The 14997-nt window shown below is 73.7% G+C and carries 14 protein-coding genes; 6 read left to right on the forward strand and 8 right to left on the reverse strand.

All coding sequences use genetic code 11. The features are described from left to right. Positions 1–39: 39 nt before the first annotated feature. From IRY44_RS01275 to IRY44_RS01285, 3 genes are all read left to right on the forward strand, one after another. Positions 40–990: a DNA primase gene (locus tag IRY44_RS01275; protein ID WP_194798638.1), complete on the forward strand. Its 951-nt coding sequence runs from the start codon at positions 40–42 to the stop codon at positions 988–990. Between the two features lie 40 nt (positions 991–1030). Further along, positions 1031–3427 carry a transposase gene (locus IRY44_RS01280; RefSeq protein WP_194798639.1) on the forward strand — a complete coding sequence of 799 codons (2397 nt, stop codon included), beginning with the start codon at positions 1031–1033 and terminating at the stop codon, positions 3425–3427. Between the two features lie 122 nt (positions 3428–3549). Beyond that, complete coding sequence (locus tag IRY44_RS01285) at positions 3550–4770, forward strand: ABC transporter substrate-binding protein (RefSeq protein WP_194798640.1); 1221 nt, start codon at positions 3550–3552, stop codon at positions 4768–4770. 122 nt (positions 4771–4892) lie between these two features. On the opposite strand, the gene IRY44_RS01290 is transcribed toward IRY44_RS01285, so the two are convergent. From IRY44_RS01290 to IRY44_RS01305, 4 genes are all read right to left on the reverse strand, one after another. Beyond that, positions 4893–5486: an ATP/GTP-binding protein gene (locus IRY44_RS01290; protein WP_030501201.1), complete on the reverse strand. Its 594-nt coding sequence runs from the start codon at positions 5484–5486 to the stop codon at positions 4893–4895. A gap of 1 nt (position 5487) precedes the next feature. Beyond that, entirely contained in the window at positions 5488–5865 is a 378-nt protein-coding gene (locus IRY44_RS01295) for a DUF742 domain-containing protein (protein WP_030501200.1), read from the reverse strand. Between the two features lie 100 nt (positions 5866–5965). Beyond that, a complete protein-coding gene (locus IRY44_RS01300) occupies positions 5966–6370 on the reverse strand; it encodes a roadblock/LC7 domain-containing protein (protein WP_013283992.1) in 405 nt (134 codons plus the stop codon). After that, positions 6367–10011 (reverse strand): nitrate- and nitrite sensing domain-containing protein, encoded by a 3645-nt coding sequence (locus IRY44_RS01305; protein ID WP_194798641.1) that lies wholly within the window; start codon positions 10009–10011, stop codon positions 6367–6369. Before IRY44_RS01305 ends, IRY44_RS01300 begins: the two co-directional genes overlap by 4 nt. Before the next feature lie 532 nt (positions 10012–10543). Here IRY44_RS01305 and IRY44_RS30555 point away from each other — a divergent pair. Beyond that, complete coding sequence (locus IRY44_RS30555) at positions 10544–10810, forward strand: hypothetical protein (RefSeq protein ID WP_228531240.1); 267 nt, start codon at positions 10544–10546, stop codon at positions 10808–10810. Here the strand turns inward: IRY44_RS30555 and IRY44_RS01315 are convergent, their stop codons facing one another. Genes IRY44_RS01315 through IRY44_RS01330 form a run of 4 tightly spaced genes read right to left on the reverse strand, consistent with a single transcriptional unit; the run spans position 10811 to position 13609 of the window. Next, positions 10811–11887 carry an adenosine deaminase gene (locus tag IRY44_RS01315; protein WP_013473969.1) on the reverse strand — a complete coding sequence of 359 codons (1077 nt, stop codon included), beginning with the start codon at positions 11885–11887 and terminating at the stop codon, positions 10811–10813. A 50-nt stretch (positions 11888–11937) separates the two neighbouring features. Then, positions 11938–12369, reverse strand: coding sequence for a PPOX class F420-dependent oxidoreductase (locus tag IRY44_RS01320; RefSeq protein ID WP_194798642.1), 432 nt, complete (start codon positions 12367–12369; stop codon positions 11938–11940). A gap of 56 nt (positions 12370–12425) precedes the next feature. Continuing rightward, positions 12426–12995 carry an NADPH-dependent FMN reductase gene (locus tag IRY44_RS01325; protein WP_194798643.1) on the reverse strand — a complete coding sequence of 190 codons (570 nt, stop codon included), beginning with the start codon at positions 12993–12995 and terminating at the stop codon, positions 12426–12428. Beyond that, positions 12983–13609 carry a YitT family protein gene (locus tag IRY44_RS01330; protein WP_194798644.1) on the reverse strand — a complete coding sequence of 209 codons (627 nt, stop codon included), beginning with the start codon at positions 13607–13609 and terminating at the stop codon, positions 12983–12985. Before IRY44_RS01330 ends, IRY44_RS01325 begins: the two co-directional genes overlap by 13 nt. Positions 13610–13666: 57 nt before the next feature. On the opposite strand from IRY44_RS01330, the gene IRY44_RS01335 reads away from it, so the two are divergent. Further along, positions 13667–14140, forward strand: a complete 474-nt coding sequence (locus IRY44_RS01335) for a MarR family winged helix-turn-helix transcriptional regulator (RefSeq protein WP_194798645.1) — start codon at positions 13667–13669, stop codon at positions 14138–14140. 3 nt (positions 14141–14143) lie between these two features. Then, a complete protein-coding gene (locus IRY44_RS01340) occupies positions 14144–14995 on the forward strand; it encodes a putative RNA methyltransferase (RefSeq protein ID WP_194798646.1) in 852 nt (283 codons plus the stop codon). The last annotated feature ends 2 nt before the right edge of the window (positions 14996–14997 follow it).

A 14997-nucleotide genomic window follows, 5' to 3' on the forward strand; every position in this document is an offset into this window, starting at 1 on the left:
GCCGCCGGGTGGGCAACCCGAACGCACACGGAGGTCAGCGTGGCCCGCCAGTCGCCCCAACGGCCCGACGCCGACGAGCCCGAGCTCGACGACACCGACGCCGCCGCCGCGGCCGACGAGGTCGAGGAGGACCGCCCGCCGGCGGACCGCGCGCTCTGGGAAGAGGTGCGGATCGACCCGGTGGAGATCGCCCTGCCCGCCGGCACCGGCTTCACGCTGCGGGCGTACCGGCCGGCGCGCGAGCTGACCCCGACCGACGTCGCCGAACGCGACCAGGACGACCCGTTCCTGGCCCGCCGCCAGGTCGTCGAGACCGAGGAGGACGAGGAGGTGGTGATCCTCGACGAGGAGTTCGCCGCCCTCTCCGCCGAGGAGGACGACGAGGACGAGGAGAAGGACGCCAAGTCCCGCCGCAAGGGCAAGGCCGACGCCTCGGACGAGGAGAAGGCCGAGGACGACGAGGACGACTCCGAGGACGAGGACGACGAGGACGAGGCGGGCGACGAGGAGGTGCCGCTCTTCCTCACTCACAAGGGCCGGCTCCTGCTGTTCAAGACCCCCGAGTCATTGGTCACTTTCATCCGTTCCGGCGCGCCGAACGATCTGTCCCAGCTGGACAGTTGGAATGAACTGTCCGAACGGCTGGAACCGGCCGACATCGCCCCGCTGGACGAGGACACGTACGAGCTCGACCTGGTGGTCGAGAACCTGCGCGGCGGCCACGACGCGTGGGACCACGAGCTGCTCATCGAAGCCGGTGAGATCGCCCGTGACCTGGCGTACGCCCTGCGGCTACCCGCCGTGCTGGACATGCTCTCGGCGGGCTCCAGCCTGGACGACCTGGACGAGGCTCTGCGCGCTTCCGTCAACGGTGGCGTCGGTGGTTTCCTGGGTCGACGCCGGCTGAAGAAAATCGGGGCACAAACCGCAAGTTTGGGTTGGCGCACCATTGTCGGCAAGATCTCTGCGGTTGTGGACTGGCGCGACTGACCCGGAGCGGGGAGCATCAGTCTCTGGCAGAGCAAGACCTGTGTCCCGGGAGGAGGACGACGCCGTGGCGCTCGTGCGCGTGTACTGCGGTCTGGCCTCGGCAGATCCGGCCGACCGAACGGCTTCGGCCGGAACGACGCTTACGTCCGCTGTGGTCGACGACGCAGGCCGTCTGCTGCACGTCTGCGAGATCGGTGACGATCCCGCCGGTTACGCCCGGCTGGTCGCGCTGCTGGTGGAGCGGTCCGGCGGTCCGAGCGGCGCGGCCATCGCCGCCGACAGCGACGACCACATCGTCACCTCGCTGCTGAGCGCCGCCGGCCGGCCGCTGGCGATCGCCGACGACGACTCGGTCGACGACTTCGCCGAGCGCTTCGCCGACGACGACTCCCTGGAGGAGATGCAGTCCCCGCCCGCCGAACGCCGCGCGGTCGGGCTGGCCCGCGCGCTCCAGGCCGGCGCGCTCTCCGCGGTGACCCTCCCGGCACCGCGTGAGCTGGCCGGATACACGCAGGTCCTGGCCGCGCACGCGGCGCTGGCGAGCGGCCGGCACTCCGCCGCGGTGACGCTGCGCGAGGTGCTCCGCGAGCTCTACCCGGCCGCGCTGCGGGCCTACCCGGATCCTGCCGACCGGGTCGCCCTGGCGGTGCTCGACGCGCTGCCCGAGCCGGGCATGCTCACCGGCCCCGCGGGCCGTGGTGGCGCGCCGGCCGCCGACGCGGTCGTCGCGCATCTGGCCGGCGAGGGAGTGGCAGACGCCGACGCCGTCTCCGACGCGGTGACCGCGCTGCGCGTCGCCATCTCCGAGACGCCCCGGCGGGCCACCGTCAACCGCACGCTCACCGCTGCCGTCGCCGAGACCGTACGGCAGGCCGTCGCCTCCGTCCGCACCTGTGACGCCGGCTGCGACGCGCTCGTCGGCGCGCTCGCCGAACGCACCGCTCCCGCTCCCGCGACCGGCCGCCGGGCCGCCGCGCGACGGGGCGAGCAGGTCGACGAGCTGGCCCCGGCGCCCGCGGCCGACCTGCGTCCGGTGCGCTCGATCCCGCCGGAACCGATCGCCGAGCCCCACCTCGGTCGTCCCGAACCGGCCGGCGCACCCGAACCGGCCGGCCGTCGCGGCCGTCCCGAACCGGTCCCCGGCGGGCGGCGCAGCCGTCCGGAGCCGGTGTCCGGTCCGGCCGCCACGACGACGCCCCGGCCGCTCGGCCCGCCGCCCGTCGCGCCCGCGCCCGTCACGCCGCCGCCCGTCGCCCCGACTCCGGTCACGCCCGTCGCTCCGGCAGCCGCACTGGGCCGGCCGTCGTCGGCTCCCCCGGCGCGGCCCGAGCCGACCGGCGCGCCGCTGCCGTCGCGGGTGGACGGCCCCACCAACCGGCCGATCTCCGCGCCGCCACCGCCGCCCCCCGGGATCACCCCGATCGCCCCGTCCCCGCGCGGCGCCGTACCGCCCGCCGAGGCTGGCGAGCCGTTCCGGCCGACGCTCACCACCGCGGCCATCAACAAGGCGCGGGCCGAGCGGCAGCGCACCGTCATCCCGCCCCGGCCGAAGACCAACCAGCACCAGGAACCGCCGACCGGTGGCTTCAGCGCCACCGACCTGAGCATTCCGGTGCCGGCCCCGCGTCCGCCCGCGCCGGAGGCGCCGCCGGGCTCCCGGGCGAACTGGCCGCTGGTGAACAACGAGGACGACACCGCGCGGGAGCGGGAGGGCACCACCTACCCGTACGGGCGGGGCGTGGACGCGCCGAGCGACCCGGGCCGGGTCACGCCGCCGTGGCTCGCCGACGACCTGCCGCAGGAGCCGCCGATGCTGCGGCTGGTGGAGCCGCCGCCGCTCGCCGACCGGGCGCTGCGCGACGAGATGAGCCGCTCGGCCGACCCCGGTCTGGAGACGCCACCGCTGCGTCTCGTCGACCAGGGTGACCCGGGCCGCGTCCCGCTGCCCGCCGCGCCCGAGCGGCGTCCCGCACCGAAGGAGCACCGGCCGCCGCCGGTCTCCGACGAGGGTGACGGCGACCTGCTGATCTTCGCGCAGGCCAAGTCCGCCTGGTTCGTCGGGCACGGCGACGAGGCCGACCTGGAGTGGTCGAGCACCGCCGACACCGGCTGGCAGGCGGCCGAGCAGGCGGCCCGTCCGGCCGTCGGCGCCGAGACCAAGGCCGGGCTGCCGAAGCGCGTGCCGCAGGCCAACCTGGTGCCGGGCTCCCCGCTGCGCGAGGAACGTCCACTGCGGATCGTCCGGAACGCGGCGAGCCTCGCCGAGAACACCACCGGATACTTCCGGGGCTGGCGGCGCGGCCAGGAGATCGGCGGCTTCGCCGTGGGCGGCCGTCCGGGCCGCGAGGCGGCCGGCGGCTGGGACTTCACCCGCGACACCGGTGACCGCGACGACGACCGGGAGTACGAGTACCGCTCGGCGGGCTACCGCTCCTGACCGGGCTCCCCGGGGGTGTTTCATCCCACACCGGGGCGATTTGACGCTGGGCTGGACCGGCCGGGAACATACCCGGCGGACCAGCGGCGGCGCCTGTTCGCCGGGGTGGGAAGGCGATTCCATTGGCGACACCGGCGTTCGACTCCACTGTGCTCACCCGGCGGGGCGTCCTCGCCGCCGCTGCCGGGAGCCTGCTGCTCGCCGGCTGCGCTCCGCAGGGCCAGCGGCCGGAGGACGGCCCGTCCAGCAGCGCGCCGAGCGACCAGGATCTGATCGTCGGCGCGAGCCTGGAGCTGACCGGAGCGGGGTCGCTGCTCGGCGTCGCCCAGCGGCAGGCCCTGCAGCTCACCGCCGACTCGCTCAACCGCACCGGCCTGCCGGTCGGGAACCTGGTCCGGTCGGTCCGGCTCCAGATCCTGGACAACGGCAGCAATCCCGAGGTCGCCGCCCGGCACGCCGCCGACCTCACCCGGATCGGCGCGCAGGCGTTGATCGGCGGTGTACTGGGCGAGACCTCGGCGGCCCTCGCGGCGGCCGCCCAGCGGGTCAAGACGCCGTTCCTGTCGCTCGGCTACGGTGACCGCATCGTGCTGCCGCTGGACGAGCGCACGTTCACCTACAAGCTCACCCCGGACGCCGTCGACATGGCACGTCGCCTGGTGGAGCTGTTCGAGTCCAAGAAGATCCGGCGGGTGTCGGTGCTCGCCACCGACGGGATGCACGGCGACTCGGGTGTGCGGGCGATGCGGGAGGCGCTCGCCGACAGCACCGTCGACCTGGCCCGCACGGTACGCCTGCCGGCGACCGGCCGGCGTTTCCGTGCCGCCGCCGAGCGCGTCGCCGGCGGCCAGCGGGACGGCGTGGTGGTCTGGGGTACCGCGCCGGACTCCGGAGTCGCCGCGCGGGAGCTGCGCGCCGCCGGTCACCGCGGCCCGATCTTCTTCGACGCCGGCGCGGTCGCCGACGACACCGTCCAGGGCGCGAACGCCGCGGCCGTGGAGGGCGCATACGCGGTGCACCCGGCCTGCCTGGACGTCTCCGCCGCCACCGCCACCACGACGGCGCAGCTGGCCCGCAGGGACTTCGTCAACCGCTACACGCAGCGGCACGGCGTCAGCCCGGACTTCGCCCCGTACGCCTCGGACGCGCTCCAGCTCCTCGCCACGTCGGCGCGGATGGCGACGAGCCTGGACCGGGGCCGGCTGCGGGCCCTCCTCCAGGCGCAGACCGTCGAGGGCATCGCCGGCGGGTACGCGTTCAGCGCCGACCGGCACGGCGGCATGGAGCCCGACTCGCTCGCCGTGTACCAGGTGTTCCGCGGCACCTGGACCCGGTACGCCTGACCCCGCTCACCGCCCGGTGACCGTCCCGTGGAGGGTCACCGGGCGGTCGCGTACCGTGTCCGACCCCGGACGGCAGGAAGCGCCCGGTGGCCCTGAGGCCGCCGGGCGCTTCCGCGCGTCGGTCAGGCGGGCGCGACGGCCCGCGAGCGCCGCATGGTGAGCACGTACTCGACCAGCGAGATCAGCACGTGCTTCGTGGACTCCCGGTTACGGGCGTCGCACGGCACCACCGGCACGTCGCGGGAGATCGCCAGCGCGTCCCGGACGTCCTGCGGATCGTGGTACTGCATGCCGTCGAAGCAGTTGATGGCCACCAGGTACGGCAGCCGCCGGTGCTCGAAGAAGTCGATGGCGGCGAAGCAGTCGGCGAGCCGCCGGGTGTCGACAAGCACCACCGCGCCGATCGCACCCCGGACCAACTCGTCCCACATGAACCAGAACCGCGTCTGACCCGGCGTACCGAACAGGTACAGGATCAGATCCCGGTCGATCGAGATACGACCGAAGTCCATCGCCACCGTGGTCGTCGTCTTGCCCGGCACCTGCCGGGTGTCGTCGACGCCGACACCGGCGGAGGTCATGATCGCCTCGGTGGTCAGCGGCGTGATCTCGGAGACCGAGCCGACCAGCGTCGTCTTGCCGACGCCGAACCCACCGGCGATAACGATCTTCGCCGACGTCACTCGGCCGCTCGGGGCCGGCGGCCGGTGCGACATGTCAGAGCCTGCGAAGTCCACTCAGCACCCTCTCCAGCAGTTCAGTGCCCACCGCGTCGTCGGAGTCGTCCAAAATGGTCGGCTCGTGGACCGCGACCAGGCCGTCCGTCGCCATGTCGGCGATGAGCACCCGGGCCACGCCGAGCGGAAGCTGCATCCGCGCCGCGATCTCGGCGAGCGACTGCACACGTCCGTCACACAACGCGGCGATGTACTGGTGTTCACGACCGTGGCCACCATTGCCAGTGGCAACCGCTCGGCCGCGCACCGTCGTCTCGACGAGTGCCTCCAGGGCGATGTCGAGCCGAGGGCGGGTACGACCGCGGGTAACGGCGTACGGCCGGACCAACGCTCCGGTCGGCTCGTCACGATCCGCCATTTCGCCGCTCACCTCCCTCGTACCCGGCACCGGCTCGCCCCGGTGACATCCGTCGCTGTCGTAGTTGTTCCCGCACCTGACCCACCGGCCAGCGCGTCATTCAGCCCATCATCCCCACAGCCGTGCGCGGCTGCGGCGTCAGGGCATCGCCCACCCGGTCCACGAGCAGGGCCATCTCGTACCCGACCTGACCCACGTCGCAGCTCCGCGCCGCCAGCACCGCGAACGACGAGCCGTCGGAGATGGACATCAGGAACAGGAAACCGTTGTCCATCTCGACGACTGTCTGCAACACCGCCCCGCCCTCGAAGCAGCGGGCCGCGCCCTGGGTCAGGCTGACCAGACCGGACGCGATCGCGGCGAGCTGGTCGGCGCGGTCCCGCGGAAGGTCACGGGACGAGGCCAGAAGCAGGCCGTCGGCCGAGACCGCGACCGCGTGCGCCACACCGGGCACCCGGTCGGCGAAGTTGGCGAGCAGCCATCCGAGATCCTGCGTAGTAGTCATCCTTGTTGCTCCTTCTGCCCGCTCCCGGCCACCGGGCCTGAGTCAGACTGCGAGGACTGCTGCCCGCCCGGAGTGCCCTCCGGGCCGGTCGTGTTGCTGTCGGTGTTACGCCCGCGCTGCACGCCCCGATGGTAGGCCGAGAGCAGGCCCCGAACACCCTCCGGAGTACGCCGCTGCACCGACGCGGAAGGCTTCTCGATGCTGCCGGGCACGAGCTGCGCCATCGGCGTCCGCTTCGGCAGGCCCTTCCGGGTGGTCTCCGCAACCGGGACCTCGGTGGCCGCCGAGGCGGCACGCCAGCCGTCGTCGGCCGCCGTCTGCCACGGGGAGGAGGACTGCGGCGACGCGGTCGGCTGCCGGGTGGGCAACCCGCCGGTGTACGCGGGACGGGTGTTCCCGTTCGCCGCGCCGTTGTCACGCGGTGCTCCGCCGGCCGTCGGAGTGTGTGCCATCGGCGTGTTACCTGTCGTTGCGGGTGTCTTCTGCGGCACGGGCCGGCCGGCCGTGTCCACCTTGGCGAACTGCTGGGTGGCGGCGCCGCCGTTCGTCGTCGCGGCCGGGGCCGCCGGCTCCTCGTTGGGCCCGGGCCGGCGGGTGCGGAACCACGCCGACTCCAGCTCCCGGAAGATCGGCAGCTCCATCGTCTCGTCCGCGTACCGCTGGCGGTTGCCCTGCTGCTGCGGCGCGGCCGGACGTGCCGCCGGGGCCGCCGGGCGGTTCGCCGCCGGGGCCTCGGCCGGCCGGCTCGCGGCCGGAGCGGCGGACGGCTGGCCGGCCGCCTGCTGCGGGGTGGCCGGAATCTCCGTGCGCGGCACCCTGGGCAGCTCGGTGGTCATGTCCATGCCACCGGTGGCCCGTTCCGGCGCCGCCGGAGCCGGGGCCGGCGTGACCGGCGGCCAGACCGGCGGGGCGCTGACACCCGGTGCGGGCATCGGACGTGCCTGCGGCTGGTTCGCCGGCGGCGCGGAGGCGGGGTACCCGGCAGCGGGCTGCCCGGACACCGGCGCCGGGTGCCCGGAGACGGGCGCGGCCGAGACCGGGCGGTACGGCAGCGGGTCACCGGAGACCGGTGCCGCGGAGACCGGGCGGCCCGAGAACGGGTCACCGGAGACCGGCGCGGCCGAGACCGGGCGGTACGGCAGCGGGCTACCGGAGACCGGCGCGCCGGAGACCGGGGGCAGCGGCGGGGCCGACACCGGCGGGACCGGCGGCGCGGAGACCGGCGGCGGGCTGTAGGGCCGCGCCTCCGGGCTGCTCGGCAGCTGGCGCGGGATCGCCGGCTGCTGCCCGGTGCTGCCCGGGTCGCCGTCGGCCGGGTTGCGCCGCTGCGGCAGCGGGTCCGTCGACTGGCCGTTGGGCCGGCCGCCGAATCCGCCGTCACCGCCGGACGGGCTGGCGCCGGTCAGGTCGGACCAGGCCGGCATGGCACGGCCGCCACCGGCGTTCGCCGGGGTGCCCGAGCCGTTGCGCGGCGCCGGGTCGAACGCGCGTCCGCCGAGCGTGACCTGGTTGCCCGAGGAGCCCGGGTGGGGCGCCGGCGGCAGGCTCGGCGGGTTGTTGTTGCCGAAGGCCGCCAAGGCGCCGAAGGCCGGTGCCGGGCCGTTCTGCTGCGGACCCGCGGCGGGCAGGGCCGGACCGGGCAGGCCACGGCCGGCCAGGGCGCGCGGCACCAGGACCGAGGTCGGCAGCGTCACGTCGGCGACGGTGCCCCGGTCGGCGCCCGGCCGCAGCTCGACCCGGACGCCGTGCCGGGCGGCCAGCCGCGCGACCACGACCAGGCCCATCATCCGGGAGACCGCGACGTCCACCTGCGGCGGCGTGGCCAGCCGCTCGTTGAGGTCGCGGAGCTGCTCCGGGCTGATGCCGATGCCGCGGTCCTCCACGTAGAGGGAGGCGCGGTCGCCGACCCGCCGGGCCTCCACCATGACCTGCGAGTCCGGCGGGGAGAAGGCGGTGGCGTTGTCGAACAGCTCGGCGACCAGGTGCACCAGGTCGTTGACCGCGTGGGCGGCGACCTCGATGTCCCGGTCGATCACGCCGAACTCGATCCGGGTGTAGTGCTCGACCTCGGACTGGGCGGCGCGCAACACGTCGATCAGGGCGGCGGGCTCGCGCTGCACACGGGTGGAGTCCGCACCGGCGAGGACCAGCAGGTTCTCGTCGTTGCGGCGCATCCGGGTGGCCAGGTGGTCGAGCTGGAACAGCTCGGCCAGCCGGTCCGGGTCCTCCTCGCCGCGCTCCAGGCGGTCGAGGTGGCCGATCAGCCGGTCGACCAGGATCTGCGAGCGGCGGGCCAGGTTGACGAACATGGTCGCGACCGAGGCCCGCAGGGCGGCCTGCTCGGCGGCGGTCCGGACGGCCTCCAGGTGAACGGCGTTGAACGCCTCGGTCACCTGGCCGAACTCGTCCTTGCTGCGTACCGGCAGCGGCTCGGCGATCTGGTTTGCGAGTTGCACCGGGGAGAGCTGGCCGGTGACCTGCGGGTCACGCAGCCGGGCGACCGCCTGTGGCAGCCCGTACTGAGCCACCGCCAGGGCGCCCTGGCGCAGGTCGCGCAGCGACCGGGCCATCGAGCGGGCCACCAGGTACGCGAACAGGATGGCCAGCAGCAGCATGGTGAGCAGCAGGCCGGTCTCCAGGAACACCTGGCGCTGGGTGTCCGAGCGCAGCGCGTCGGCCTGGCGGACCACGTTGCCGTCGAGCCGGGCCTCCACGGTCCGGATCAGCTTGGCGTTGGCGACCATGGTCTGGTCCCACTGGTCCGACCCGAACGGGGCGTTCTCCATCGAGCCGTTGTTGTTGCCCGAGACGAAACTCGTGAAGCGGTCGGCCTTGCGCAGGTCGGGCCCGGAGACGGTCTGCTCGTAGAACAGCTTGTCTGGCTCGGTGGCGACCGACTGGAAGGTCGCCAGCGACTGCGACTGGCCGGTGCCGCTGGCGATGAACTGCTCGCGCAGCGCGGCGGTGTACTGGTTCTGGGTGAGCGCCTGGTGGACGACGACCCGGCGCTGGGTCAGGTATTCCTTCTGCCGGGCCACAGCGGCCGCCGCGCGCATCCGGTCGCTCAGGTCGTTGTTACCGGCGAGCTGGGTGGCCGAGTCGCGGATGGCCAGCAGATCCTCGATCAGCTGCCGGTACGCCTGGTCGGCGTCATTGATCTTCAGCTTGCCGTTCAGCACCTGGCTGCGGGTAGCCGGAAGATCCTTCAGCTGGGTGTCGATCGTGTCGAGCAGCCCGACGAAGTTGCGGGGCAGGTCGTCGATCTCGCCACGCTGCCGCAGGTACGGCGACTTCGCCTGGTCCACCCGCTGGTTGGCGCGGTTGTAACCCTCCTGGTACTGCGCCCGGGTCTGGAACTCCTTCGCGCCGAGGAAGAGCACGGCGCCGACCCGCTCGTCCTGCACGGTGTCGACCAGGTCACCCGAGTAGCCGATCAGGTTGGCCAGATCCCCCGCCCGGTTGGCATTGTTGAGCGTCTCCAGGTGGTCGACCAGACCACTGGTGCCCACCACGACCGTGGCGATGGTCGGCACGATCATGATCAGACCGAGCTTGGACCAGATCGGCATGTCGCGCAGCCGACTCATCGGCCGGCGCAGCCGCGACAGGAAGGAGCCCGCCGTCGTTGGCCGTTTGCTCACGTCACCGCCCTCGCATTACCGCGCCCAGCGCCACCCTGAGGGCAACGCCGAGCGACCGACCCGGCGGGTCGGACCTCCGAGATTCCATCACGCCGCTCCGCAAAGAGAAAGACCAGGTTGTCCCTCACCGGAGGTGTGATGAGATGTTGATGCAATTTGATAGCAATCCGTCTGGCCGGAGTCACTGAAGGTAATGGAACACCCGCACCGCGTCGTCCTGCTCGCCGGCCCCTCCGGGTCCGGAAAGTCATACATAGCCCAGCGAACCGGACTTCCGGTGCTCTGCCTGGACGACTTCTACAAGGACGGCGATGACCCTACGTGTCCGCGCCGAAACGGACAGGTGGATTGGGAGTCCCCCTTGTCCTGGGATTCGGACACGGCGGTGCAAACAATCGCCCGACTGGCTCGTGAGGGCAAGGCCGAAGTGCCGGTTTATGCGATCGGCGCAGACCGTCGGGTAGCCACCCGGCCATTCGATGTCGACGGATCGCCAATCTTCGTCGCCGAGGGGATCTTCGCGGCCGAGATCGTGGCCGAGTGCCGCCGGCTGGGCCTGCTCGCCGGGGCGTACGCGCTGCGCCGCCCGCGCGGCGCGACGTTCCTGCGCCGCCTCGCCCGGGATCTCGCCGAGCAGCGCAAGGCGCCCCGGGTGCTGCTCCGGCGCGGGGTCGCGCTGCTGCGCGCCGAGCCGGCCGTGCTGCGCCGGCAGACCGGGCTGGGCGCCGAGGCGGCCCGGGCCGGGCAGGTGCTGCGCGGGGTGGCCGCACTGCTCTCCGGCCACCCCCGCCAGTCGTGATCAGCCGATCAGCTCGGCGTACGCCGGCTTGATCACCTCGTCGATGATCCGCAGCCGCTCGTCGAACGGGATGAAGGCGCTCTTCATCGCGTTGATGGTGAACCACTGGAGTTCCTTCCAGCCGTAGCCGAAGGCCTCCACCAGCAGCGCCATCTCCCGCGACATCGAGGTGCCGCTCATCAGCCGGTTGTCGGTGTTCACAGTCACCCGGAACCGCAGGTCGCGCAGCAGCCCGATCGGGTGGTCGGCGATCGAGGCCGCCGCGCCGGTCTGCACGTTCGACGACGGGCACAGCTCCAGCGGGATGCGCTTGTCCCGCACGTACGCGGCCAGCCGGCCCAGCACCGGCGGGTTGCCCGGGGTGATGTCGTCGACGATGCGGACGCCGTGGCCGAGCCGGTCGGCGCCGCACCACTGGATCGCCTGCCAGATCGACGGCAGGCCGAACGCCTCACCGGCGTGGATGGTGAAGTGGAAGTTCTCCCGCTGGAGGTACTCGAACGCGTCCAGGTGCCTGGTGGGCGGGAAGCCCGCCTCGGCTCCGGCGATGTCGAAGCCGACCACACCGGTGTCGCGGTGCCGCACGGCCAGCTCGGCGATCTCCTGCGAGCGGGCCGCGTGCCGCATCGCGGTGAGCAGCGTGCCGATCCGGATCGGGGTGCCCGCCTCGGCGGCCAGCGCGCTGCCCTCCCGGAACCCGGTGACCACCGCGTCGACCACCTCGTCCAGGGTCAGGTTCTGCTCCAGGTGCTGCTCGGGCGCGAACCGCACCTCGGCGTAGACCACGCCGTCGGCGGCCAGGTCCAGCGCGCACTCGCGGGCGACCCGGCGCAGCGCGGCAGGGGTCTGCATGACCGCCACCGTGTGCGCGAACGTCTCCAGGTAGCGCTCCAGCGAGCCGGAGTTCGCCGCCTCGGTGAACCAGACGCCGAGCGCCGCCGGGTCGGTGGTGGGCAGTTCGTGGCCGACCTCGGCGGCCAGTTCCACGATCGTCGCGGGCCGCAGGCCGCCGTCGAGGTGATCGTGCAGCAGCGCCTTCGGGACCTTGACGATGTCCTCGTACGAGATTGCGACCATGCTCAGACCCTAGTCATCCCCCGTACGGGCGCGGCGGTGGACCGGGGCGGTCAGGGTCGCCAGCCGTACACCCGCTCCACCGCGAGCCGCAGGACCACCCGCCCGTCGGCCACCATGACGGCCCGGTAGTCGGCCCAGTCCGGGTGCTCGCCGCGGATCCGCCGGTAGACCTCGACCAGCTCGTCGACCGTCGCGTCGTCGGTGGCCGCAGCGGGCGGGGTGAGCGTCACGGTGCCCTCGGCTACCGCGTACGCCCCGCCGTCGGCGGTGGTCACGTGGAAGCTCGCCCGGGGATCGCGGCGCAGGTTGCGCACCTTCGCCCGGTCGCCGGTGGTGGAGCAGCGGATCAGGCCCGGCTCGGCCAGGTAGTCGAGGTTGGACAGCTGGGGGCGGCCGTCCCGGCGCAGCGTGGCGAGCACCCCGCGCCCGCGCTCGCCGAACAGCTCCCAGAGCCGCGACCCCGGCTCGCTCCCGGCGCTCACCGTGCCGCCTTTCGTTCGCGACTGCGGGGCTCGCAAACCCGGCTCACTCCTCGCGCTCACGCGTTCACCCGCAGCGGCGCTAGCGCGACGGCCAGCCGGGCGAGCTGATCCAGCATGAGCGCGGCGGCCTCCTCGCGGCCGGGGTCGGGTCGCAGCTCGCCCGCCTCGTCCAGCGCCTGCCGCAGGAAGACGACCACCTGGTCGTTGACCGGGGTCATGTTCAGCGTGGTCACCACCTGCTTGATCATCTGCACCGCGCGCAGGCCCCCGGAGGTCATGCCGTAGCTGACGAAGCCCACCGGCTTGTGCTGCCACTCGTGGTAGAGGTAGTCGATCGCGTTCTTCAGCGGCGCGCTGAAGCCGTAGTTGTACTCCGGCATCACCAGGACGAAGGCGTCCCCGGCGTCGATCGCGGCACTCCAGGCGCGGGTGTGCTCGTGCAGGTAGACCCGCTCGGACGGGTGGTGCGGTTCGTCGTGGAAGGGCAACCCGATCTCGGCCAGGTCGAGCAGGCGTACCTCGTCGAAGCCGGCGTGGCGGACGGCGGCCGCGGTGAACCAGTCACCGATGCGACGGCCGACCCGGCCGGGGCGGGTGCTGGCGACGACGACAGTCAGGCGGGGCATGGTGAGGTCACTCCTGTCGGGGCGGCGGCCGGGGCCGGGGTGGTGAGCCGGGGAACGAACCAGGCGACGATCGGCCCGATGCCGATCGCGTAGAGCAGGGTGCCGGGGCCGACGGCGCCGCCGAGCAGCCAGCCGACGGCCAGCACCGTCACCTCGATCCCGGTGCGGGCCGGGCCGAGCGGCAGGCCACGGGCGGCCAGGCCGGTCATCAGCCCGTCCCGCGGGCCGGGGCCGAGACGGGCGCCGATGTAGAGCGCTGTGGCGAGGCCGTTGAGCAGGACGCCCGCGACCAGCAGGCCGATCCGGCCGGCGAGCGGGGCGACCGGCGGCAGGAGCGCCAGCGTCGCGTCGAGGGCCAGGCCGACGAGCGCGACGTTCGCCACGGTGCCGACGCCCGGGCGCTGCCGCAGCGGGATCCACAGCAGCAGCACCAGCAGCGCCACGCCGTTGACCAGCAGGCCCATCGGCAGGCCGGTGCGGTCGGCGAGGCCCTGGTGCAGCACGTCCCAGGACGCGAGCCCGAGGTCGGCGCGGACCATCAGCGCGACGCTGACGCCGAACAGGGCCAGGCCGGCGAACAGCCGCACCAGCCGGGACGGCAGTTTGGTTGACATGTCATCAACCTAGGCCGCAACTTGGTGACATGTCAACAACACCGGTAGGATCGGCCCGTGGACGAACCGCGCTGGCTGGACGAGCAGGAGGACCGCGCCTGGCGCGGCTACCGCCGCATGCGCCGCCTGCTCGACCTGGAACTGGCCCGGGAGCTGATGCAGGACGCCGGTCTCTCCGAGCCCGACTACGACGTCCTGAGCGACCTGTCCGAGACCCCAGAACAACGACTCCGGCTCAGCGAACTCGCCGACCGGATGCTCTGGTCCCGCAGCCGCCTGTCCCACCACATCTCCCGGATGCAGCAACGCGGCCTGGTCAGCCGGGAGGAGTGCGTCACCGACGGCCGCGGCTCGGTCGTCGTGCTCACCCCGGCCGGGCGCCGGGCCGTCGAAGCCGCCGCACCCGGGCACGTCGCGGCCGTCCGCCGGCACCTGATCGACCGCATCACCCCGGCCGAGGTGGCCGCGCTCGGCACGCTCAGCCAGCGGGTGATCCGCCACCTCACCGGCCGGCCGGAAGCGGAGGGCTGAGCCGTGGACGACCGCGTCCTCGCCCGGCTGCGCTGCCCGGTCTGCGCCGAGCCGCTCACCGAGACCACCGCCGGCACCGCACGCGCGCTGCGCTGCCCGCGCGGGCACAGCTTCGACATCGCCCGGCAGGGGTACGTGAACCTGCTCGCCGGCCGTGCCCCGCACGCCGGCGACAGCGCCGAGATGGTCGCCGCCCGCGCCGACTTCCTCGCCGCCGGCCACTACGACGCCGTCGCCGCCGCGCTGGCGACCACAGCGGTACGCGTCGCGGACGTCGACCCGTACCCCCTGGTGGTGGATGCCGGCGCCGGGACCGGGCACTACCTCGCGGCGGTGCTGGCGGCGCTGCCGGACGCCGCCGGCCTGGCCCTGGACGTCTCCAAGCCGGCGCTGCGCCGCGCGGCCCGGGCGCACCCGCGGGCCGCCGCCGCGCTGGCCGACACCTGGCAGCGGCTGCCGCTGGCCGACCGGTCCACCGCCGTGCTGCTGAACGTGTTCGCGCCGCGCAACGGCCCGGAGTTCCACCGGGTGCTCGACCCCGGCGGCGCGCTGCTGGTGGTCACCCCGGCCGCCGACCACCTGACCGAACTCGTCGACGCGCTGGACCTGCTGCGGGTGGACCCGGACAAGGCCGACCGGGTCGCCGGCAGCCTCGGCGCCCACTTCGCCGAGGAGTCCGCGACCGGGCACCGGGCCCGGCTCGCGCTGACCCGCGCCGAGGTCACCACGCTCGTCGGGATGGGACCGAGCGCCTGGCACGCCGACCCGCAACGGCTCGCCGCGCGCATCGCCGCGCTGCCCGACCCGGTGCCGGTCACGCTCTCCGTCCGGCTCGGCGTGCACCGCCCGCGCTGACG

It is taken from the genome of Micromonospora sp. ANENR4, from assembly GCF_015354395.1.
Taxonomy (GTDB): Bacteria; Actinomycetota; Actinomycetes; order Mycobacteriales; family Micromonosporaceae; genus Micromonospora; species Micromonospora aurantiaca.